Annotated in this window: 24 protein-coding genes and 1 pseudogene; 13 read left to right on the top strand and 12 right to left on the bottom strand. The window is 70.0% G+C overall.

Going from position 1 to position 21,297, the window contains the following annotated elements:
* Positions 1-25 precede the first annotated feature (25 nt).
* Complete coding sequence (locus ABTZ99_RS17645) at positions 26-898, bottom strand: DUF8832 domain-containing protein (RefSeq protein ID WP_499612289.1); 873 nt, start codon at positions 896-898, stop codon at positions 26-28.
* A 121-nt stretch (positions 899-1,019) separates the two neighbouring features.
* Complete coding sequence (locus ABTZ99_RS17650) at positions 1,020-2,318, bottom strand: choice-of-anchor B family protein (RefSeq protein ID WP_498782894.1); 1,299 nt, start codon at positions 2,316-2,318, stop codon at positions 1,020-1,022.
* A 516-nt stretch (positions 2,319-2,834) separates the two neighbouring features.
* On the opposite strand from ABTZ99_RS17650, the gene ABTZ99_RS17655 reads away from it, so the two are divergent.
* The 7 genes from ABTZ99_RS17655 (at position 2,835) to ABTZ99_RS17685 (ending at position 7,359) form a co-directional block, all read left to right on the top strand.
* Positions 2,835-3,677, top strand: a complete 843-nt coding sequence (locus ABTZ99_RS17655) for a Hint domain-containing protein (protein ID WP_499612291.1) — start codon at positions 2,835-2,837, stop codon at positions 3,675-3,677.
* Between the two features lie 11 nt (positions 3,678-3,688).
* Positions 3,689-4,057, top strand: a complete 369-nt coding sequence (locus tag ABTZ99_RS17660; protein WP_499612293.1) for an immunity protein TriTu family protein — start codon at positions 3,689-3,691, stop codon at positions 4,055-4,057.
* Positions 4,058-4,712: 655 nt separating this feature from the next.
* Positions 4,713-4,991, top strand: coding sequence for a DUF6959 family protein (locus ABTZ99_RS17665; RefSeq protein WP_498782900.1), 279 nt, complete (start codon positions 4,713-4,715; stop codon positions 4,989-4,991).
* A gap of 269 nt (positions 4,992-5,260) precedes the next feature.
* Positions 5,261-5,662, top strand: a complete 402-nt coding sequence (locus tag ABTZ99_RS17670; protein WP_498782902.1) for a hypothetical protein — start codon at positions 5,261-5,263, stop codon at positions 5,660-5,662.
* A 71-nt stretch (positions 5,663-5,733) separates the two neighbouring features.
* Positions 5,734-6,144, top strand: coding sequence for a hypothetical protein (locus ABTZ99_RS17675; RefSeq protein ID WP_498782904.1), 411 nt, complete (start codon positions 5,734-5,736; stop codon positions 6,142-6,144).
* 14 nt (positions 6,145-6,158) lie between these two features.
* Positions 6,159-6,443, top strand: coding sequence for a MafI family immunity protein (locus tag ABTZ99_RS17680; protein ID WP_499612295.1), 285 nt, complete (start codon positions 6,159-6,161; stop codon positions 6,441-6,443).
* 40 nt (positions 6,444-6,483) lie between these two features.
* Positions 6,484-7,359 (top strand): hypothetical protein, encoded by an 876-nt coding sequence (locus tag ABTZ99_RS17685; protein WP_499612297.1) that lies wholly within the window; start codon positions 6,484-6,486, stop codon positions 7,357-7,359.
* 63 nt (positions 7,360-7,422) lie between these two features.
* Here the strand turns inward: ABTZ99_RS17685 and ABTZ99_RS17690 are convergent, their stop codons facing one another.
* Positions 7,423-8,394, bottom strand: a complete 972-nt coding sequence (locus tag ABTZ99_RS17690; RefSeq protein WP_499612299.1) for a helix-turn-helix transcriptional regulator — start codon at positions 8,392-8,394, stop codon at positions 7,423-7,425.
* Positions 8,395-8,490: 96 nt separating this feature from the next.
* Between ABTZ99_RS17690 and ABTZ99_RS17695 the strand changes: the two genes are divergently transcribed.
* Positions 8,491-8,913, top strand: coding sequence for a VOC family protein (locus ABTZ99_RS17695; RefSeq protein ID WP_498782911.1), 423 nt, complete (start codon positions 8,491-8,493; stop codon positions 8,911-8,913).
* A 64-nt stretch (positions 8,914-8,977) separates the two neighbouring features.
* Positions 8,978-10,081, top strand: a complete 1,104-nt coding sequence (locus ABTZ99_RS17700) for a winged helix DNA-binding domain-containing protein (protein WP_499612301.1) — start codon at positions 8,978-8,980, stop codon at positions 10,079-10,081.
* Between the two features lie 15 nt (positions 10,082-10,096).
* On the opposite strand, the gene ABTZ99_RS17705 is transcribed toward ABTZ99_RS17700, so the two are convergent.
* Positions 10,097-10,561, bottom strand: a complete 465-nt coding sequence (locus tag ABTZ99_RS17705) for a DUF2269 domain-containing protein (RefSeq protein ID WP_499612303.1) — start codon at positions 10,559-10,561, stop codon at positions 10,097-10,099.
* Entirely contained in the window at positions 10,558-10,695 is a 138-nt protein-coding gene (locus tag ABTZ99_RS17710) for a hypothetical protein (protein ID WP_498782917.1), read from the bottom strand. Before ABTZ99_RS17710 ends, ABTZ99_RS17705 begins: the two co-directional genes overlap by 4 nt.
* Positions 10,696-10,780: 85 nt before the next feature.
* Between ABTZ99_RS17710 and ABTZ99_RS17715 the strand changes: the two genes are divergently transcribed.
* Entirely contained in the window at positions 10,781-11,389 is a 609-nt protein-coding gene (locus ABTZ99_RS17715; RefSeq protein WP_499612305.1) for a TetR/AcrR family transcriptional regulator, read from the top strand.
* Between the two features lie 55 nt (positions 11,390-11,444).
* On the opposite strand, the gene ABTZ99_RS17720 is transcribed toward ABTZ99_RS17715, so the two are convergent.
* The 6 genes from ABTZ99_RS17720 to ABTZ99_RS17745 all read right to left on the bottom strand — a co-directional run bounded on the left by ABTZ99_RS17720 (position 11,445) and on the right by ABTZ99_RS17745 (position 15,837).
* The gene (locus tag ABTZ99_RS17720) at positions 11,445-12,245 is read right to left on the bottom strand and encodes a hypothetical protein (RefSeq protein ID WP_499612307.1); all 801 of its coding nucleotides are present in this window, start codon (positions 12,243-12,245) and stop codon (positions 11,445-11,447) included.
* Complete coding sequence (locus ABTZ99_RS17725; RefSeq protein ID WP_499612309.1) at positions 12,194-12,901, bottom strand: GNAT family N-acetyltransferase; 708 nt, start codon at positions 12,899-12,901, stop codon at positions 12,194-12,196. Before ABTZ99_RS17725 ends, ABTZ99_RS17720 begins: the two co-directional genes overlap by 52 nt.
* Before the next feature lie 71 nt (positions 12,902-12,972).
* On the bottom strand, positions 12,973-13,413 hold the full coding sequence (locus ABTZ99_RS17730) for an ISL3 family transposase (protein ID WP_499612320.1): 441 nt from the start codon (positions 13,411-13,413) through the stop codon (positions 12,973-12,975).
* On the bottom strand, positions 13,335-14,555 hold the full coding sequence (locus tag ABTZ99_RS17735) for an ISL3 family transposase (protein ID WP_499612311.1): 1,221 nt from the start codon (positions 14,553-14,555) through the stop codon (positions 13,335-13,337). The genes ABTZ99_RS17730 and ABTZ99_RS17735 overlap by 79 nt, the downstream gene beginning before the upstream one ends.
* The gene (locus tag ABTZ99_RS17740; RefSeq protein WP_499612312.1) at positions 14,552-14,674 is read right to left on the bottom strand and encodes a hypothetical protein; all 123 of its coding nucleotides are present in this window, start codon (positions 14,672-14,674) and stop codon (positions 14,552-14,554) included. The genes ABTZ99_RS17735 and ABTZ99_RS17740 overlap by 4 nt, the downstream gene beginning before the upstream one ends.
* Before the next feature lie 50 nt (positions 14,675-14,724).
* Positions 14,725-15,837, bottom strand: a complete 1,113-nt coding sequence (locus tag ABTZ99_RS17745) for a transporter substrate-binding domain-containing protein (protein WP_498782923.1) — start codon at positions 15,835-15,837, stop codon at positions 14,725-14,727.
* Between the two features lie 190 nt (positions 15,838-16,027).
* Here ABTZ99_RS17745 and ABTZ99_RS17750 point away from each other — a divergent pair, with 190 nt between their 5' ends.
* The 3 genes from ABTZ99_RS17750 to ABTZ99_RS17760 are packed head-to-tail and all read left to right on the top strand — an operon-like array spanning position 16,028 to position 18,599.
* On the top strand, positions 16,028-16,957 hold the full coding sequence (locus ABTZ99_RS17750; RefSeq protein ID WP_499612314.1) for an ATP-binding cassette domain-containing protein: 930 nt from the start codon (positions 16,028-16,030) through the stop codon (positions 16,955-16,957).
* A 23-nt stretch (positions 16,958-16,980) separates the two neighbouring features.
* The gene (locus ABTZ99_RS17755; protein WP_498782934.1) at positions 16,981-17,703 is read left to right on the top strand and encodes an ABC transporter permease; all 723 of its coding nucleotides are present in this window, start codon (positions 16,981-16,983) and stop codon (positions 17,701-17,703) included.
* Positions 17,700-18,599: a DUF4097 family beta strand repeat-containing protein gene (locus ABTZ99_RS17760; protein ID WP_499612316.1), complete on the top strand. Its 900-nt coding sequence runs from the start codon at positions 17,700-17,702 to the stop codon at positions 18,597-18,599. The genes ABTZ99_RS17755 and ABTZ99_RS17760 overlap by 4 nt, the downstream gene beginning before the upstream one ends.
* Before the next feature lie 60 nt (positions 18,600-18,659).
* On the opposite strand, the pseudogene ABTZ99_RS17765 reads toward ABTZ99_RS17760, so the two are convergent.
* Positions 18,660-21,224 (bottom strand): annotated as a pseudogene (locus ABTZ99_RS17765) (ATP-binding protein); the annotation flags it as partial.
* Between the last annotated feature and the right edge of the window lie 73 nt (positions 21,225-21,297).

Raw genomic sequence — 21,297 nt, forward strand, 5'->3', positions numbered from 1 at the left:
CCGCCGGCGGGATCCGGGGCCCGGATCAGGCCACGGCCACCGTGATCGCGGCGGTGTGCACGGTCCCGCCGTGGGCGAACTCCAGGAACAGCCGGTACTCGCCGCGGTCGGCGAACGTGGCCTGGAACGTCAGCTCGCCGTCGACCAGCGGCACGCCCAGGGGCTGGACCGGGTGCAGGTGGGTGGCCGACAGCAGCATCGTGTGGAAGCCGGTCATGTGCCCGTAGGAGCCCAGGTGGGGTTCGAGCGCGCGGACGAGCGAGCCGTCGGGTGCGCGGATGGCGAAGCGCAGCTCCTGCGGCCGCATCGGGGCGGGTCGGGTCGGCTCGTCCACCAGCGTCACGGTGAACCCGGTCGCGGTCACCGCTTCCGCGGCGGGCGCGGGCACCGGGACCAGGGTGGTGTCACCCGGCACGCTGAACGGGACGCCGAGCACCACCGGGTGCCGGGGGTCTTGGGTGTCGAGCGGGACGAACTCGGCGAACATGCGGTACGCGCCGCCGTCGTCCAGCCGGACGTCGACGTGCCACGTGTCGCCGACCAGGGTCGGGTGCACGTGCTGGAAGACGTGCATGTCGTCGCGGATCACGAAGAAGTGCAGCTGCTTGGTCTGGTTGTCCAGGAAGCGCGTGCGCGGCAGCCCGTCCGGGCCGAGGATCCGGAACGCGACCGGCACGGCCGGGCCGCGCGTCGACGGCACGGTGACCCGCTCGAACCGGTAGCCGCTCTCGGCTTCCGACAGGCCGTCGCTGTGCGCGGCGGGCACCAGGTCGGCCGCCCGTTGGTGCGTCGAGTGCGCGGGGCTTGCCGGGGTCCGGAACAGCGCCAGCGCGCCGGCCAGCACGATCGCGACGGCCAGGACGACGAACACCCAGTCGGTGAGGCGCAGGTTGCGCATCATCACTCCTCACGTCCGGCAGGACGGCGGCCCCGTGCGCGGACGGGTGGCCGCGCACGGGGAAGGGCACGTCAGAGCTGGAGGCGCCGGGCGTCGAGCGGGCCGACGCCGTCCTCCGCCGTCACCTGACGACGCCGAGGTTGGGCTTGACCACGACCAAGCCCTGCTCGATGCCGTTGACCAGGACGATGCCGCTGGCGAAGTAGGGGTAGTTGCTCCACGCCCCGTTGAACCGCGCCGCGTCACCGGCCGGGTAGATGTCGAAGTAGCCGACCTCGGTCAGCCGGGCCGAGGCGACCTGGCTGACGTCCAGGATGCGCAGACCCGCCTGGTAGTTGGCCTGGTAGGAGTACCGGCCCTTGACGTACTGGTTGTGGTCGATCGCGGTGGCCGGCGAGCTGTAGGTGCCCGTGTGCACGGGCGAGGAGAGCTTCGCCAGGTCCCAGATGTAGGTCTTGGTGCGCTTGTCGGTGCTGCGGGACTCGTCCAGCTCGTCGTCCAGCAGGAAGTACCGCTGGTCCTCGGTCAGCCAGCCCTGGTGCGAGTACTGCGCGCCGGAGTAGGCGGTGCGGGCGAGCTGCACCGGCGAGGACTTGGTGGTCACGTCGACGATGGTCAGCGTGTCCTCGTTGGAGTTGAAGCAGATCTCCCGGCCGCGGTGGGCCTGGTCCGGGCCGCGGTAGACGACGCACTGGGTGTCGTGGGTGTAGCCGTCCTGCGACACGCACCCGGCCTGGGTCGGCGACTTCGGCGTCCGGATGTCGACGATGTGCGGCCCGCCGCGGCACGTGTTGGAACCGATCGCGTAGGCGTAGCCGGTCTCCTCGTTGATGGCGATGTTGTGCGCCGGGCCGAAGCCCCTGTACAGCGCGTCCGCGGTGAACGTCTGCGGCGTGGTGACGGTCCGGAGCCTGGTCAGGTCGAAGACCTGCATCCCGTGGCCGCTGATGGCGTCGGCCACGATGAACGCGTGGTCGCGGTACACCTTCATGTCGCGCCAACTGCTGCTGCCGCCGTTGGACGGCAGGTTGCCCAGGTACCGGGGCGAGGTGGGCGTGCTCACGTCGACGAACGCGGTGCCGTTGGTGCGGCCGACGATCGCGTACTCCTTGCCGGAGGACGGGTCGGTCCAGCCCCAGATGTCGTTGCCGTTGCCGCCACCGATGGAGGCGAGCGGCAGCACGCTGAGCAGGTCCACGTTCTTGCAGGGGTAGATGTCGGCCTTGCCGTTCGCGCACGGCACGCCGGCCGCGGTGCCGACGACGGCGTGCCGGTCGGCAGGCAGGTGGTCGGTGAGGAAGGCGCGGACCGCCGCCTGTCCTTCAGGGGTGTCGGGGTCGTGCGCGGAAGCCGCCGTCATGGACAACGCGACCATGGACGTGATCAGCACCGCCAGACCCGTCATGCGCAGGATCTTCATCGGAGTAGCACTCCTCCCGGAAATCCCGGACCGCTGGCACGCGGCCGGGAGCAGGGTTTTCCGATCACCTCCGACGTTAGGAGGTTCGGCGCACCGGGAAAACCTCCGATCGTCTGTACTCCGGCACGGCGTCAGCGCGTCGTCTGACGACGTTCTGCCCGGCCGCACGCGGGTTTCGCGGCCGTGCCCGGTGTGACGCTCGTCTTAGCCGTGCGAAGTGCGAATGCTTGCCGAGCACGGGGTTCCGCACAGACACTTCACCTGCTTCAGCGCCCCTGCTGCTTGCTTCGACAAGGGCGGCGACCCCCTGATCGGGTGGGAGGAGGTCGTCGCGGTCACGGCGACCAAGTACCGGTGCGGTAAGCACGACCAGACCTCGGGTTCGTCCCGCAGGGCGGGCCGAACGCCGGTGAGGCGTTCGCGGAACTGGGCAAACTGATCTTCGACCCGACCGGGTGCGTGGGGTCCGGCGCCAGCGCCGGCGGTTGCGCCATCGGGCTCGCCGGCATCCTGCCCGTGGGCAAGATCCTCAAGGGCGTCAAGATCGCCGGCGGGGCCCTGCAGTCGGCGGTGAAGGCGTGCCACAGCTTCGTCGGCGAGACGTCGGTGCTGATGGCGGACGGCTCCACCAAGCCGATCTCCGAGGTGCGGATCGGCGACCGGGTGAAGGCCACGGACCGGGAAACGGGCGAAACCACCGAGCGCGAGGTCACCGCGACGTTCGCGCACGGCGACGAGGGCAACGCCCTGGTCAAGCTGACCGTCACCGCGCAGGACGGCTCACAGGGCACCGTGGAGGGCACGTCCTGGCACCCGGTGTGGCTTGTCGAGGAACAGACGTTCGTCAACCTGGGCGACCTGAAGCCCGGCCAACACCTGACCGCCGCCGACGGCTCCTCACCGATCATCACCGCCGTTGAGGTCCACGCCTGCCAGGAAAACCGTCTACGACCTCACCGTCGCACCGTCCACACGTACTATGTACTCGCAGGTCAGACGCCGATGCTTGTCAACAATATGGGACGCTCGTCTGACGACGACATAGTGACGGTTGGCCGCTGGAGGTCACCGGGAGAGCGCCGGGCGATGGTGGATACGGGAATGGTTCAACGCGGCGGCGGGTTCACCTACATCGTACAACCGGCGAGTAGGGACGCATACATTTCCGCATGGCCGGGCTCGGTGGACGTCGAATTCGACGTATCGAGGTCATCGCTTATTTCGGGTGGTCGGCCGGGCGACTTCAAGATGGCGGATTCCGACACAATGTATGGTCGGTTGGCTGCGAAGAAGGGAAACCCGGTGCCGCAATTGCCGGAGGCGAAGAAAATCAAGCTCGGAGGATGGGGACGTCCGTAGGGGGCGGGCTGGTGGAGAGCGCCCTGACATGGATTTCCTTGGAAGCTCCCAAACTTGAGAGCTTGCCGGCCACTTCGAATGTCGAAGTATCCCGTGACGGGCACGACCCCATATCCGTCAGCTGGATCCTGGACGGTGGTGGTTTCATGGCGCAGGTGGTGCTCTGGGAGAGTGGTGAGTTCGAGTCGGACCTTGCCGATGTGGAGACCGGCTCGAATCCCTACTCGGTTCTGCTCGCGATTGGGTCGTGCGCAGTTCCTGAACGGCACCGCTGCGCCTTGGCAAGCCTGTCTGCCGAGGTAGCCGCGTGGTGTCGGTCTGCACTCGACCAAACGGAGGCGTGCGAGCCGGGGGGTGTCGAAGTCGGCCACCTGGACTGACCTGTGACTGGGCAGGTCGCGCCTCGGTGGAGGGGTGTGGACGATCCCCGCCGGCCGGGTTGGACGGGTAGGTGAAGGTGACGCCGAAGGTGAACGGGAATGAGATTCACTACGTGATGAATCGCCTGACCGGTCAAATCGGTGACTTCAAGTTCAAGGGTTGACGGATGCGAGTCGTTTGCACCTTCGATAAAGGATCGGACCTTGCGCGGTCACGGTTCGATGCAGGTTACTCCCCGGCGACGGAGTTTCACCTCACGGTCGGTGTGGAGTACGATGTGCACGCCATGGCGTTGTGGGAGTCCGGCCTGGTCATCTTGGTCGTCGACGACACGGATCTGCCCCGATGGCAACCGATCGAGTTGTTTACAATCATCGACCGACGAGTCTCGGCTCAATGGGAGTTTGGCCTCGGAGACCCCGCAGACATGGTCAAGGCACTCTGGGGGCATCCGAGTCTCATTGGAGATCCGGACCACCATGATTCGCTTTCCGGGTTGGTTCCAGGCGCGCTGGAAGTATTTCGATCGGAGACTGGTCGACGAATGGACGATTGATCTTGGGGTGGCGGACCGACGGGGGTTGTGTGCCTTATCTTCACCGGGCCTCTGATCGAGCACGAGCCGTACATCCTCTTCCAGCCCCGAGGTGGTCGATGAACGAACAAGCGACGAGCGCCGCGATCCTGGCGATCGCCGGCAACTTCGCGGTGGTGCAGGTGCCGAGCAGGAACTTCCCCGCGGTGGCGGTTCAGGGGGACTCGTTGAAGGTCCTGCAGGACACGCTGAAGGAGTTGGCCGAGAACCTGGATTCCGGTGACCTCGACGACGCCCGGTTCGCCTTGGACGAGGTCGCAAACATCATCTCGGAGATGGTCTCGACGTACGAGGACGCTTCACGCGACGTCGGGTTCACGCTTCCCTATCGCGTGTAGGGACGGGGTGGGGTCGGTCGAAACGATCGGCCCCGCCCCGCGTCCGCAACCGCGGACTGGACTGAGGCGTGGTCGGACGGCCGGACGGTCAGGTCTGTCGGTGGCGCTGGGAACCTGGCCGAAGTGATCGCGCATTTTCGCGCTTTCGTCGAGGCTGGACTGTTGCGTTCGAGACGGTGTTCGCCCGAAGGAGGGGAAGGATTGCTGTGATTAGGAGCTCAAGTGATCCCGGTGATATGCCCGAACGTGGTCCGCGCCAGGCTATTCGGATGACCGTCGAAGAGTTCGAGGTGGTGTACCAGGTCACCAAGGATCTCCATAGCGTGCCCGAAGAGCGTCTGGTCCGGATCGGGTTGGGGTTGGACGATGCTCTTCGGCTGCGGCAGGCGGCCCGGTCGATCAGAGTGCGCCTGGATGAAGCTCCAGCGGTCTGCATATGGTTGGGGGAGGGCGTTTCGCCGGAGGTGGCGGCCAAAACGGTCACGGTCACCGAAGGTGCAACGTCGGTGCGGGAGATTCAGGGGATGGTGCCTGCTTCTCTGGCGGGGAGGTGGCACGCCCTTGTCGAGGCGGTTATCGCCTCACTGGGGCCCTGGGAGCTCTACCTTCGTACGGGTTACGACGAAAAAGAAGTCCGGGAAGCTGCTCAACGACTTGTGATCGACCCGTAGGGCGTCGCGAAGCCGGCCTTCCTGGTGGTCGATGAGCAGTGGTTGGCGACCTCGCTGCTCTCGGTGGTCGTGTGAACCTCGTTGAAGGGATTGTGTTGGAAATTCGGATTGAGGAAGTGCTCGACGCGGAATCCGGCTGGGTCCGCTTCCGATCCGGTGGCACGTCCGCGAGGGGGTGTTGGGTCGGACCTGGAGAGGTTCCGGTCGGGCGGGATCTGCACGTCGAGTTGGAAGTCCCCGAGGAGGGGATCATCTCGGTCCGTCCGGTCTCGGGTCCGGTGCGGCACGCGGTGGCGGAGGACGGTGATGTGGTGGTCATCGTCGGGTGCGTTGAGAGAGTCGATGTGGACGGTGTCATCTCAGCTCGAGTAGGTGATGACATCGTCCTGCTCGAAGGGGTCGGGCCGCTCGCCGGCGCTGTGGAGGGCACGTATGTCGAGTTGAGGGTTCGGGAACTGAAGCTTTATCCGGTTAACCTGTAGGAGGCGGTGCCGGGGTGCCGGCGGTGATCGTTGGAGGTGCGGTGCAGGTCGGGGAGTACGTCGTAGAGATCACGAAGCTGCTCGAGGAGTCGCCTGTCAGTACGCCTTCGGTCATCGTCGACGTGCGCGATTTCCTGAAGGTCGGCGAGTACGGCCTGGCGTTCCACCTGATGTGCTCGTGGATTTACGAGGATGAACTGCCGATCAGCGCGGAATTCCATCGGAGGCTGGTTCGGCTGTCGGAAGAACTGGACTCCCGTGATCTTGTCTTGAACATGGCCGAGCTCATTTCCCACTAGTGTGGGTGCATAACTGCGACCGGAAGCTGCGAGGGCTCGTATGGCTGAAGGGCTGAGCAAGGAGCTGATCATCAGCCCTCGCGGCGAGCGTTTGCGCGAGGAGTTGGCCGACGCGGCCGGTTGGAGCTCGTATGCGGCGGAACTGCGCCAGGTGCTCGGGGTGGTGGTCGAGCGGAGCGGCGCCGACGTGCTGGAGGTCGGCGAGTTGCTGGTGGCTGAACCGCTTCCCGTCGAGTACCTCGGCCTTCGCAACGGTGCGAAGGTCGAGACCTCGCCAGCGGTTCACCTGGTCGAGGAAATGGTTGCCGGGCGCGGGCCGTATTGTCAGCTCGTTGCCCCGGGGCGGCTTCAGATCGAGTCGGGGTGGGATGGGGCCGTCCACCTCTACACGACACGAGCGGTAGCCGCGGATCTGGCCGGGCTGCACGGCCAGGCCGCGGTTCTCCAGTGGCGCGACGCGGCTCCTGAGCCCGTGGAGATCTCGAAGCCCGTCGACGCGGTCGCGGATGAGGGTTTCTGGGCGTCAGTGGCGGAGGCCGGTGATCGCTTCACCTTGTTGTGCGAACGTTGGGCGTACGGCGCTTACGGGTGCAGGTGGTTCCGCGTGACTCGGGAGAACGCGGCCGAACTGGCCCGCCTGGTACGACCACGTTCTCTGGTCTGCGTGGCAGTCGAGCCGGAGTTGCAACCCAGGCCCGAAATCCTGGAAGACGACTTCACCGCCTTCACGGCTCCACTACCCGCCGGCGAGTTGACCTACCGGGCCTATCCCGGTGGGGCCGATACGCTCTCCGAGGTCACGGGCGAGGGTTTCTCGCTCATGGTGGCGGACCGGGTGATGGGGGACTGGTGCGCCGTGGTGCCGGACTCGGACGGCGTGAACAGGGCGCGGTGGGAGAGCCGGGCGGGACCGTAGTCCGACAGCGGAGCCGCTGAACTGAAGCCCCGCCAGGTGTGTTGTGCGCCTGTGGGCCAGGCTTCAGGTTGCCGCCTTGGCGTAGCGGCGGGCCAGGTGGGCGAAGGCGTCCTTCAGCTCGGGCGGCCCCACGACCTCGATGTCGGCGTCGAACCGGCCGATGGCGGCGGCCAGGGCGGGCCACGACCACGAGCCCAGGGTGACGCGGCAGCGGTTCGGGGTGAGGTCTTCGACCACGCCGTCGTGGACGAACGGTGACACCTCGGTGGCGGGCAGGTCGAGGATCACCTCGCCGTGGCACGGCCAGCCGCCCGAGCCGTCGGAGCCCGAGAACCTGGCGGCGACGAACGAGGCCACGTTCTCGGCGGGCAGGTCACGCGGGGTGAAGCGGGGGCCGGTGGGGGTGCGCGGGGTGATCCGGTCGGCGCGGAACGTGCGCCAGTCGTCGCGGTCGAGGTCCCAGGCGACCAGGTACCAGCGGCCGCCACGCGTGACGAGGTGGTGCGGCTCGACGCGGCGTGGTGGAGGTGCGGTGAGGTCGGGGGCGGTGCCGGGTGGGGTGGCGTAGTCGAAGCGCAGCACCTCGCGGGCGTGGATGGCGCCGCTGATCGTCATCAGCACGTCGCTGTCGACCTGCGGAGCCGCGACCCGCTCCACCGCCGTGACCTGGAGGGTGTCGATGCGGTGGCGCAGCCGTGCGGGCATGACCTGCCGGACGGTGTTCAGCGCCCGTGCCGCCGCCTCCTCGATGCCGACGCCTGTGGTCGTGGCGATCCGCAGTGCCACCGACAGCGCGACGGCCTGCTCGTCGTCGAACAGCAACGGCGGCAGCTGCGAGCCGACGCCGAGCCGGTAACCACCGTCCGGACCCTTGGCGGTCACGATGGGGTAGCCGAGCTCGCGCAGCCGGTCGACGTCCCGCCGCACGGTGCGCGGGCTGACCCGCAACCGCTCCGCCAACAGCGCCCCCGGCCAGTCCCGACGCGCCTGCAACAGCGACAGCAGCGACAGCAGTCGGGCTGAGGTCTTCGGCATGTCTGCCATTCTGCCCGACAGTAGAGGACACAACCTGGCCTCTACCCCTGCGACTGTTGCCCCACATCCGGCTTCAAGTCGAAATGAGGAACGACCTTGTCCGTCACCACCACCGCCCACCTGAACTTCCGCGGTGACGCCCGCGCCGCCCTGGAGTTCTACCGATCCGTCTTCGGCGGCCAACTCGCCGTCGTCACCTACAAGGACGCCGGCAACGTCCAGGACGAGGCCGAGGCCGACCACGTGATGTGGGGCCAGGTGCTCGGCGAGAACGGCTTCCACGTGATGGCCTACGACGTGCCCTCGCGGCTGGCCTACGAGCAGGGCGAGAACTCGTTCTTCGTCTCCGTGCGCGGCGAGTCCGTCGAAGAGGTCACCGGTTACTGGGACCAGCTCTCCGACGGGTCGACCGTCGTGATCCCGATGGGCCCGGCGGGCTGGGCTCCCGCCTACGGCATGCTGCGGGACCGCTTCGGCGTCGTCTGGGTCGTCGACGTCGTCACCGAGCACAACGCGTAACCCGAACACGGGGTGGGCACGCGACCGCCCACCCCGTGACCGAACCCGACAGGACACCACCACGATGACGGTGCTGGAGACCAAGGCGCTCAACCGCGCGACGCTCGCCCGGCAACTGCTGCTGGCCCGCGCCGACCTACCGGTGTCCGACGCCGTGGCGCACCTGTGCGGCATGCAGGCGCAGGAACCGCAGGAGCCGTTCGTCGGCCTGTGGTCACGGCTGCGCGCCTTCGACCCGACCGCGCTCGACGACCTGGTGACCGGACGCCGCGTGGTCCGGACCCACCTCATGCGCCGCACCGTCCACCTCGTCACCGCCGACGACGCGCTGGCGTGGCGCGCCCGGCACGGCCCCATGCTGCGCCAACGGGTGCTCGGGGTCTACCGCCGCGAGTTCGAGGGCGTGGACCTGGCAGAACTCACCACCGCGGCACGGGCCGCGCTGGCCGACGGCGAGCCGCGCACGATGCCCGAACTCGGCCGGACGCTCGCCGCACGGTGGCCGGCTGTCGGACCGCGGGCGCTGGGCGAGATGGGGATCGCCGCCCTCCTCCCGACGGTCCAGCTGCCACCGCGCGGCTTGTGGCGCAGGAAGGCCGGTGCACGCACGGTTCTGCTCGAATCGTGGCTGGGACGCGACGTCGACCCACCCGCACCGGACGGCTCCGACCCGGTGGGGGAGGCGTTGGCGCTGCGCTACCTGGCCGCATTCGGGCCCGCTACGGTGGCCGACCTGCGCGCCTGGTCCGGCCTCTCCGGGCTCCCGCGCGCGGTGGCCGCGATCCGCGAGAGGCTGATCGCCTTCCGCGACGAGCACGGCCGCGAACTGCTGGACCTGCCGGACGCGCCGCGCCCCGACCCCGACACCCCCGCCCCGGTGCGGTTCCTGCCCGCGTTCGACAACGCGATCCTCGGCTACCAGGACCGCCGCCGGATCATCGACGACGCCCACCGCGGCTTGTCGGTCACCGGCGCGCGCGTCGTCCTGGTCGACGGTCGGGTCGCCGCCACGTGGACGGTCGAGGCGGGCACGGTGGCCGTGACCCCGCTGCGCCACCTCTCGCCGGCCGAGCACGACGCCGTCACCGAGGAAGGACGGGAACTGGCGTCATTCCTCTCCGACGACGACGGCGGCAACGGCAACGGCGACTGCCGAATCGGCCGCTGACGCGGGGGCGCGTCGTCACCGGATCCTGCCCTTCGGCTTGAACACCGACAGCGCGGTCGCCACGAGCAGCACGAGGACGGCGGCGGCCGCGTCGACCGTCACCTGCCACCGCATCCCGGCCAGGTCGTCGGTGAGCGCGACCGCCTCGGCCAGGTGGCCGATCGGCCGCATGTGCACCAGGAGCGCCGCGGTGGCCAGCACGTTGATGAGCAGCTTCGCCACCACCCAGTAGTGCCGGAACAGGCCCCACGGCGTGCCCCACGCCTGGATCAGGCCGGTGACCAGCGAGGCGAAGCTCAGCGGGACGATGACCGCCCAGCCGATCGGCTCCAGGACGACGTACGCGGCACGGGCGAGCCGGTCATCGGCGGTGGACATCCCGGTGGTGGCGAGCACGAGGAAGCACGCGACGGCCCCGAGCCAGCCCACCGACGACGTGACGTGCGCGGTGAGCGCCGACTTCCGCAGGGTCGGGTTCACGGCGTGTGGCCGCCGAAGCCGTTGCCCGTCAGGTGGACGACCACGAGCGCCAGCACGAGGGCGATGACGACCACCCCCGAGATCCGCACCCACAGCGGTGCGGCCACGTCGTCCTCGCCGGGTGACTCGGTCATGTCTCCTCCGAAGTGCCGTCCGGGCTTTTGCGAGACACTATGTCCGGCAAACGACGATCTGTCCACAGGTCGGTATGCTCCCGGCGTGCCCAGGCTGCGGAGCGAGACGATCGACACGCACCGCCGCGAGGTGCACGCCGCGATCCTGGACGCGACGGCGGCGCTGGTGGCCGAGCACGGGCTGCTGGGCGTGACCATGTCGCGCATCGCCGAGCACGCCGGCATCGGGCGCGCGACGCTCTACAAGTACTTCTCGGACGTGAAAGCGATCCTGGGCGCCTGGCACGAGCGGCAGATCGCCGCGCACCTCGGTCGGCTCACTAGTGCCCGGGACGGTGCGCCGAGCGCTGACGAGCGGCTCGAAGCGGTGTTGGAGGCGTTCGCCCGGATCTCCCACGAGGCACGCCCGCACGACGACCCGGAGCTCGTGTCGTTCCTGCACCAGGACGAGCACGTCCTGCGGGCCCAACGGCACTTGCACGAACTGGTCGCGGAGCTGGTGGCCGAGGGCGCGCGTGCGGGCCGGATCCGGGACGACGTGTCGCCGGACGAGCTCGCCGACTACTGCCTGCACGCCCTCACGGCCGCGAGCCGCCTGCCGTCCGAGGACGCGGTCCGCCGGCTGGTCGTGGTCACGCTCTCCGGCCTGCGACCCGCTCCTCGGACGACGTCGACCACGTCACCGGACGAGTAGGCGAACACGAGCGCCACAGTGATCGACCGGGCACCTCGCGATGTCGGGTTCGCGATCAGTCCTCCTCCATCAGCATCACGATCCAGTCGCCGTGCGCTCCTTCCGGCACGACGCTGATCTCGACCGGCTGTCCCAGGACGAGGCCGGCCCCGTCGTGACCGGCGCCGCCGGTGATGCCGCTGAACCCGTACCCGTAGTTGCTGGCATCGGCGATGGTGTCGTCGCCGACCAGCACGCGGAGGCGGCCGGGTGAGCCGTTCCACAGGTGCATCGAGGACAGGCCGCGCCACGGGACGACGACCTTCTGCGGCTTGTTCGGGTCGGCCGGGTCGGCACGCAGGACGATGTCGGCGTCGTCGCGCACGAGCTGGTCCACCCGCACCGGCTTCTCCGGCGGTGGCGGCAGCGGGTACTCGGTGACCGGCACGTGCTGCCCGACGGCCAGGCGGACCGCGACCCCGTCCGGGGCCTGGCCCACCGCGGGTGTCGTCGTCCCGCCCGGCAGCTCCGACATGTGCCCGAGCACGGTCATCCGCACGACGGACTCCCGCCCCGTGCTCAGGTTCCTCGCTACTTCCTCGTCATCGATCGAGGTCGCACCGTCCTGGCACACGGTCTGCTCCACCTCCTTCCCGTCGATCGTGAGCGACACGCTGAGGGCGGCCTCCTCGTCCCCGTTGGCGCGCTCGTCGCCGATGGCGCAACTGAAGATCAGCGTGATCTCGTCGGGAGCGACGGTGGGCGTGAACCTGATCACGACCGGCTCGGGTGTGCGGCTCCAGGACTGCGCGAGGACGCGCGAGGTCAACAGGTACTCGGGGAACGGCTCCGGGCCCGCGGGTCGGAAGTCGGGCATCGACGGCCTCGCCACCAGCGCTCCGCCCACCAAGGGCCAGCACGGCGCACGTGACCGCGACGAACGCCCGACGTCGCCGTGCCTTGCGGACCCTGGTGCGCAGGGGTGTAGACGGGGTCGACCCGGACCATGCCGGCGACCATCGACGTCGAGCCCGCCATGGCCGCGGGAGTACCGTCCGGGGTCTCCCGGAACGTGTAGCGCTTCTCGGCGTACCGCGAGGCCGCCCAGGTGTCGGCGTCCATCGAGGGCGCCTCGCCGACGGCGGCGACGAACTCGCTGCACCAGCGGATGACCTGCGCACGATCGGCCGCGCCCGCGACGCGCCCCCGGCCCGCCGGGACCGGCTCCGGCGGGGTGAGCGTGCCCAGGCGGTAGAGGCGGACCGGTTGGCCGGGTGCCGGCGCCGCGCCCGCGTGCCGCCGCCACGCCTCGGCGAAAGCGGCGGCGGTATCGTCCACCGCGGTGACGCCGGTGAGGGGGAGACCGAGGCCCGCGAGGTGGGCGGCGAGGCCGTCGGCCTGCTCGGGGGAGAGGACGGTGAGGCTCAGGCGGTGGGTCGGCCGGCGGTAGAAGACGGCGCGGACCTCGCCACCGTGCTCCAGCCGGCCGAGCACGGTGCCGTCCGCCCCGCCGGCGCGCAGCTTCTCGGTCACCGTCAACGACGTGGTTCTGTCGCTGATTGCGTGATCAACGACTTGGGGTGAAGGCCACGGACCCGAGGGCGTTACTGGTTGAGCAGGATTCGCTTGCGCAGCAGGGCGAAGCTCGCCCTTCCGTAGGTTTGCCGCTTGAGCAGCTTGATCTTGTTGACGACTCCTTCCGTGGGGCCGTTGCTGTGGGGCAGGGTCAGTCCCGCGACCACGGCGTCGTTGTCCTTGCGCAGACCGTGGACGAAGCGGTGCAGGGCGGGCAGGTCGTCGGCCAGGACCGCGTCGATCCAGGCATCGAGGCCCTGGCCTCGACGGCGGGTGAGGAGCACGGCGAACTCGCGGATCCGCCGGGCGAGCGTCGTCATCGGCGGGCAGCTGGTGATCAGGTCGTCGAGATGGCGGCGATGATGCTCGGGCAGGTTCTCCGGTTTGCTCGTCAGCCAGGTGACCAGGCGTCGCGGGGAGGGTGGGACGCGCTCGGGTTCGGCGCGGCCTTGTTTGAGGTAGCGGACCAGGAGGTTGGCACTGCCGGGTAGCCCAGGGTGCGGATCTCGGCGAGCAGGTGGGTGACCGGGATGTCAGGTTGCTGCATCAGACGACGGCGCAGGTGGTCGCGGTAGGGGTCGATCATGCTGCGCCGGTAGGGCGGCGGACGCCGCAGATCCTCGGCCGAGGCGACGCGGGCGTAGCGCTTGACCGTGTTGAGCGATATGCCGAGTCGTCGTGCGCAGTCCAGCAGTCCGACGCCTTGGCCGAGCAGGTCGTGGACCGCGGCGTGCCGCTGCAGGGTCCGCTCCTCCGCGACCTTGGTGCGCCGCTGCGGCCCGACGTACCAGCACGTGCTGTGGGCGGTCACGGTCTTCTCCACCGCCGCGACGAGGTTGTTCCAGATATGCCATCGGTCACCGATCTGGACCGCGTCCGGAGCGCCCTGGCGGACAGCCTCGGCGTAGGTGGCCGAGCCATCCCGGCAGACCATGCCCACGCCGGGATGTTCGCCCAACCATGCGGCCAGGGTCGCTGCCTTGCGGTCGGGCAACACATCGACGCGGCGGTGGGTGACCGCGTCGATCAATACGGTCGCGTAGCGGCGACCACGCCGCAGGGCGAAGTCGTCGACCCCGAGCACTTGCACCGCTCCGACCGGTGGATCGGGCAGGTCGTGCACCAACCGCAGCAGCGTGCTTCGACTCGTCGGCAGCCCGAGACCGACGGCCAGACGTGCCCCTGTCCTACCCGCCAACGCCAATCCGATGCGCTCCAACGCGGTGCGCGACAACAGGGTGCGCCGCGCGTGCCCGACGGTCAGACCGTCGACCTGCTCGGCGAACGTCCCCACCGCGCAACCCTGGTCGTCGCAGAAGAACCGGCGCACCCGTAATCGCAGCATCACCGGCCGACCGGCCACCGGCGTGTCGTCCAGCTTCCGGTCATAGCGGCTGTGCACCCGACTCGACCGCACACCGCAGGACGGGCAAGCGGCAGCCTTCACCGTCGTGCACGCCCAGACCCGCACACCTGCGGAGGTCCGCTCGACCCGCTCGACCACCACACCGGCAAGGTGCGGCAGCAGGGCTTCCAACCAGTCGCGATCACACCCCGACCATGATCGCAGGCACACGGCACGCAGCGTCGAGCAGCCCAACAAGTTGATCACTCAAACAGCGACAGAACCAACGACGTGGTGTGCAGGGCGGGGCGCGAGCGGAGGAAGTCCCCGGCCCGGCCGAGGAAGTCGTCGACGTCCTCGGTGAGGTGCCAGCAGTCCGAGCGCATGCTTCTGATCCCCGATGTGCCCGGCGAGCACCGGAACGGGTCGCCCCGGGTCAGAACAACGTCGACCCCTGGCACGGCGAGGTCGTCTGCGGGATGTGCTTGTCCTTGTCGGCCACGCCCTTGAGGTGCTTGTCGAACTCGACCGCCCAGTGGTCGTTGATGAACTCGGTGATCGTCCGGTTCAACTCCTCGCACAGGCGGGGCCGGTCGTTCGGGATGCCGACGCCGTAGCTCTCCTGGCCGATCACGACGGTGCTCACGTCCTGCCACGGAGCCTGGGAGTCCTGCTTCCGGTCCTCGGCGAACGCCTGGAGGATCGACACGTCGGTCGACACCGCGCGCCCGCTGTCCCGGTTCTCCAGGAACTGCCGCATGCACGCCACCAGCGACCGCTCCGAAGTGGGCCGCCAACCCAGCTCGGTCAGCCGGGCGTTGCCGGTGGTGCCGCTGGAGGTGCAGACCTCGCCGGGCGGGATCTCCTCCAGGTTGGAGACCTTCTGCCAGGTGAAGAAACCTTGCTGGTCGTAGTAGTAGGGGCCGGCGAAGTCGATCTGCTTCTCACGCTCGGGCGTGATGGAGAAGTTGGCGATCACCAGGTGGACCGGCCCGCCCGGGAAGTCGTCGGTCAGCGCGCGGATCCGGTCGTCGCGCTCGGTCAGCTCGACGTACTCGATCCGCTCGACCGCCCGGTACCGCTTGGCGATGAACTCCGTGAGCGCCACGTCGAACCCCTCGCGGGAACCGTCGGCCCGCACGTTGTTCCAGCCGGGGTAGCTCTCCTTCAGCACGCCCACCCGCAGCACCCCGGCCAGGTAGTCGTGCGGGTCCTCCTCGCGGCTGAACCAGTAGACGAGGCTCACCACCAGCAGCGCGGCGGAGGTGAACGCGAGCGCGATCTTCAGCCGCCGCATCCTGGTCCGGCTGTCCGGGTCGTGCCTGGTGTCACGGGCGCCGTAGGTCATCATCAGCGGCACCAGCACGGCCGCGACGTTGATCGGGATCACCACGATCGCCGCCACGTCGCCGCCCCACTGCGGGTTCGCCAGCAGCCACACGGTCAGCGACATCGTGGCCAGGGTGATCGGCAGGATCCAGTACAGCTGCCCCCGCAGCGAGAACGGGGCTAAGTGGGCCGTGCGCCCGCGGTCGTCGTCTTCACTCATGTCAGGCACCCCTCGCGTTCATCACCGCGCCACCCCTGTGCTCACCCCATGTTGTCAAATCGCCGCGACGGGTGAGAGCGGTCGACCGGACCGTGACGTGACGACCGCTCCGCGTAGGGCGGGTCCGTGTCAGCGGCGGTGTCAGGGTCGTGTCAGACGTGTGACAGGCGGCCTGCCGATAGTTGCCGACATGAGTTCAGCGATCGAAGTTTCAGGACTGCGGAAGTCGTACGGGGACCACGTCGTCCTCGACGGCGTCGATTTCGACGTCCGGGCCGGGACGATCTTCTCCCTGCTCGGTCCCAACGGTGCGGGCAAGACGACGACCGTGAACCTGCTGACCACGTTGGCGAAGGCCGACGGCGGGACGGCGCGGGTGGCCGGCCACGACCTCGCGACCGAGGCCAAGGCGGTCCGCGCGGCCATCGGCGTCACCGGCCAGTTCGCGGCCGTGGACGAGGTGCTGACCGGGTACGAGAACCTGGAGCTGGTGGTCGACCTGAAGCGCGGGGGCGCGGACCGGCGGGTCGTCGAGGACCTGCTGGAGCGGTTCGACCTGGTCGAGTCGGCGCGCAAGCCCGCCTCGACCTACTCCGGCGGCATGCGCCGCAAGCTCGACCTGGCGATGACGCTCGTCGGCGACCCCCGGATCATCTTCCTGGACGAGCCGACGACGGGCCTGGACCCGCGCAGCCGCCGCACGATGTGGTCGATCATCCGCGACCTGGTGGCCGACGGCGTGACCATCTTCCTCACCACCCAGTACCTCGAGGAAGCCGATCAGCTCGCCGACCGGGTCGCCGTGCTCGACCAGGGCCGCCTGGTCGCCCAGGGCACTCCCGACGAGCTCAAGCGCCGCCTCCCCGGCACGCACGTCCGGCTCCGGTTCGCCACCGCCGCCGACCTCGACGCGGGCGCCCGGCTCTTCACCGGCGCCACGCGGGACGACGAGGCGCTGGCCCTGCGCGTGCCGAGCGACGCGGGGACCCGGTCCCTGCGGGCGCTGCTCGACCGGCTCGACGAGAACTCGCTCAGCGCCGAGGAGCTCTCCGTCCACACCCCTGACCTCGACGACGTTTTCCTCGCCCTGACGGGCCACACCGCGGAGGCCGCCAAGTGAGCGCCAAGTCCCCTTCCACCGTCATGCTGCGCCGCAACTTCAAGCACATCGCCCGGAACCCGACCTCGGTGTTCAACGCGATCCTGATGCCCGTCGTGATGATGTTGATGTTCGTCTACGTGTTCGGGGACGCCTTCGACGTCGGTGTCGACTACATCGACTACGCGACACCGGGCCTGATGCTGCTGGCCGTCTGCTACGGGCTCGGCGCCACCGCCACGGCGGTGAACTCGGACATGACCAAGGGCATCATCAACCGGTTCAAGGTCATGGACGTCCCCCGCGGCGCGGTGCTGACCGGTCACGTCGTCGCCGGCGTGCTCACCAACCTGGTCGCCATCGCGGCGCTCGTCGGGGTCGCCTTCCTGCTCGGTTTCGACCCCGCGGCGGGGTTCGCCCACTGGCTGGGCGTGGTCGGCATCGTCGTGCTGCTCGCGTTCGCGGCCGGCTGGTTCACCGTCGCCCTCGGCCTGGCGGCGAAGTCGCCGGAGACGGCGGGGCTCGCCGCCGTGCCGCTGATCATGCTGCCGTTCTTCAGCAGCGCGATCGTGCCCGCCGAGATGATGGGTCCGGGCATCCGCCAGTTCGCGCAGTACCAGCCCTTCACGCCGATCATCGAAGCCCTGCGGGGGTTCGTCAACGGATCGCCGGCCACCGGCGACGTGATCGCCGCCCTCGCCTGGTGCGCCGGGATCGCCCTGGTCGGGTACCTGTGGGCGTCCTCCACGTTCAAGAAGCGGGCATGACCCGGGCCGAACACCTCGCCCACCACCGGACCGAGCACGAGAACCAGAGGAGAACCGCCATGCCTTCCTTCACCACCCCCGGACCCATCGCCGCCACCGTCGTCGTCGCCGGCGCCCGGGTGCGGGTCACCGCGAGCGACCGGACCGACACCGTGGTGCTGGTCGAACCCGTCGACCGGGCGAGCAGGTCGGACGTCGAGGTGGCGGACAAGACCAAGGTCGACTTCGCCGGCGGCCGGCTCTCGGTCAAGACGACCGTCTCCGGGCGCGCGAGCGGCTCGGTCGCCATCACGATCGACCTGCCCACCGGCTCCGACCTGGTCACGTACCTGGCGAATTCGAGCGTCCGCGCGGACGGCTCGTTCGGCGAGTGCGAGCTGCACACGGCGTCGAGCCGGGTCGAGCTGGACCGCGTGGACGCGCTGCGGGCGAACATCGCGGCGGGCGCGATCACGATCGGCCACGTCGCCGGGCGCGTCGACATCGACGGCAGCGTGGTCGCGGCGCGGATCGAGGAGGTCGTGGGCGCGGTCAGACTGTCCAGTTCGGGCGGTCAGACGTGGATCGGGCACGCCGCGTCCGACGTGGACCTGAACAGCGGCAGCGGCGGGTTCGACGTCGACCGCGCCGACGGCGGCGTCACCGCCAAGACCGGCAGCGGCGTCATCCGGATCGGCCGGCTGACCCGCGGTCAGGCGGAGCTGTCGAACCGCTCGGGCGACATCGAGGTCGGCATCGGCGAGGGCACCGCGGCCCGGGTGGACGCGGAGAGCAAGCGCGGATCGATGCGCAACTCCGTTGCGCCGAGGGAAGACGCGGGCGCGTTCGACGACAAGGTCACCGTCCGCGCCCGCACGCGGCACGGCGACATCATCGTCCAGCGTGCGGCGGGCTGACCCCCGACGCGATCGCCGCCGGCGTCGCGTCCGTCGGGTAGCCGCTGGTGACGGCCACGCTCACGAGTCGAGCGCGGCCGTCACCAGTTCGGACCAGCTCGTCTCCGCGCCCTCCCGAGCCACTTCGGCGAACCGCTCGTCGCCGAGGTGGCTCCGCGCGCCCTGCTCGATCCGGTCCGCGTCCGGGTGGGCCCGGTCCGGGAGCCCGCGCACGGCGGCGCTCGCCGCGAGCAGCCGGGCGGCCTGCTCGGGCCGTCCCCGGCGCAGGGCCAGGTCCGCGACCCCGACGAGCACCAGCGCGACCATGGTCGGGTGGCCGGCCTCGGACACCGCCTGGCAGGCCGCCGCGCGGTGTTCGCGCGACTCGTCCAGGTCATCGGCGAGGTAGCCGAGCAGGTCGTGGGTGATCGCGCGGATGTACGGCCGTTCCGCGTTGTCGCCCAACGAGGTCGTCGCGATGTCGAGCTGCCGGCGTGCCTCCTCGACGTCGCCGGTCCACCGCGCGAGCTCCGCCTTCGCGAGCGCCAGCTCGGCCAGCGCGTCCGGCCAGGTGACCCGGGCCGCGGACCGCGCGGCCTCGGCGATGGCGGCCTCGCTGGAGTCCTTGTCCCCCATCAGCCAGTACAGCTGGGCCTGTCGCGACCGCATCCGGATGACGTCCTCGGTCGCGCCGATCTCGGTGACGACGGCGGCGGCCTGCTCGTAGTGCTCGCACGCGGCGGCGAACTCGCCCCGGGTGGCGATGCGGTCCGCCAGCGAGGTCAGGGCGAACGAGATCCCGAACCGCTCGCCGAGGGACCGGAACTCAGTGAGAGCCGTTTCGAGGTACGCGTCCGCCTCCCGCCCGCCGTGGCCGAGGATGACCCGCATCTTGCCCAGGTGCAGCCGCGCCAGCGCGCGCACCCACGGGTCCTCGTTGTCCAGCAACGGTTCCCACGCGGGCAGGAACCCGCCCGGCGTCCGCAACATCCGTTCCAGCGGGACGACCAGCGCCAGGATCGGGTTGCCCCGCTCCAGCCGCCCGCTCACCTCGTACGCCTTGTGGATCCACTCGGCGGCCTGGTGCTCGTCGCCGAGACCGGAGTTCAGGAACATCGTCATGAGGCTGTACACCATGGCCCGGACGTCGTCGGGCACCTCGCCGGGCGTGCCGGTGGCCGCGAGGATCAGCTCCATGCCCTCGGACTTGTGCCCGGCGAGCCACCAGTACCAGCCGGCGCCCGCCGCGAGCCGCATCGCACCGCGCGCGTCGCCGGCCGCGAGCGCGCCACGCATCGCGGCGCCGATGTTGTCGTGCTCGGCCTTGAGCACGGCCAGCCACGTCAGCTGGTCGGCACGCCGGAGCTGCGGTTCCGCGGTCTCGGCGAGCTCGGTGAAGTACGCGAGGTGCGCTCGGCGCGCCAGGTCCGCTTCCCCCGCCTCCGCGAGGCGTTGGGCGGCGTACTCCTTGATCGTGCCGAGCATCCGGTAGCGCGGCGTGCCGTCGCCCGCGGCGACCAGCAACGACTTCTCGGCCAGCGTGGTGAGCAGTTCGAGCACCTCGTCCGGCTCGACCGCGTCGTCGACGCAGACGCGCTCGGCCGCCTCCAGGCTCGCGCCGCCCGAGAACACCGAGAGCCTGCGCAGCACGATCCGCTCCGCGTCGGTGAGCAGCTCCCAGCTCCAGTCGACCATCGCGCGCAACGTCCGGTGCCGCGGCAACGCGGTGCGGCTGCCGCCGGTCAGCAGGCGGAACCGGTCGTCGAGCCGGTTGGCGAACTGGTCCAGCGACATCGTGCGCAACCGGGCCGCGGCCAGCTCGATCGCCAGCGGCATGCCGTCCAGCGCCCGGCAGACGCGCGCCATCGTCGCCGACGCACCTGCGTCGGCCGCGAGGTCCTTGCGCACCGCGCCCGCCCGGTCGCGCAGCAGCCGGACGGCCGGTGACGCCTCGATCTCGTCGGGGCCGGCGCCCTCCTCGGGCAGGCCGAGGGGCTCGACCAGCCACAACGCCTCGCCGGTGATGCCGAGCGGTTCCCGGCTCGTGGCCAGGATCCGCAGCCGCCGGCACTCGCCGAGCACCCGGTGGGCGAACGCCGCCGCCGCCTCGATCACGTGCTCGCAGTTGTCCAGGACCAGCAGCGCCTCCCGGTCGCGCAGCGCGGCGACGAGCCGGTCCGTCGGCTCCGCGTTCGAGGTGTCGCCGAGCAGGGCGTCCCGGAGGCCGAGCCCGGCGAGCGCCGCCTGGGCCACGTCGCCGTCGGCGCCGATCGCCGCGAGCTCCACCAGCCAGGCGCCGTCCGGCAGGTCGTCGAGCAGCGTGCGCGCGGTCTCCGCGGCCAGCCGCGTCTTGCCCGAGCCGCCCGGCCCGATCAGGGTGGTGAGCCGCTGGTCGGCGACGAACCCGCGGACCACGGCGACGTCGTCGTCCTTGCCGACGAAGCTGGTCAGCTCGGCGCGCAGGTTGGTCTTCCGGTTCTCCTCCTCGCGCCGGCCCACCTCGCCGCGCAGCAGCGCGACGTGCAGCGCGGACAGCTCCGGCGAGGGGTCGACGCCGAGCGCGTCGGCCAGGGCCTCGCGCGTGCGCTCGTAGACCAGCAGGGCCTCGGTGTCGCGGCCGGCCCCGCCGAGCGCCCGCCACAGCGCGACCGCGCAACCTTACCCCCACCGGTGCGCGGCGGCCCCGGCGGTGAGCTACGGGGCGAGGTCCGCGCCCGGG

The organism is Actinosynnema sp. NPDC002837, assembly GCF_040295345.1.
In the GTDB taxonomy this organism is placed as follows: Bacteria; Actinomycetota; Actinomycetes; order Mycobacteriales; family Pseudonocardiaceae; genus Actinosynnema.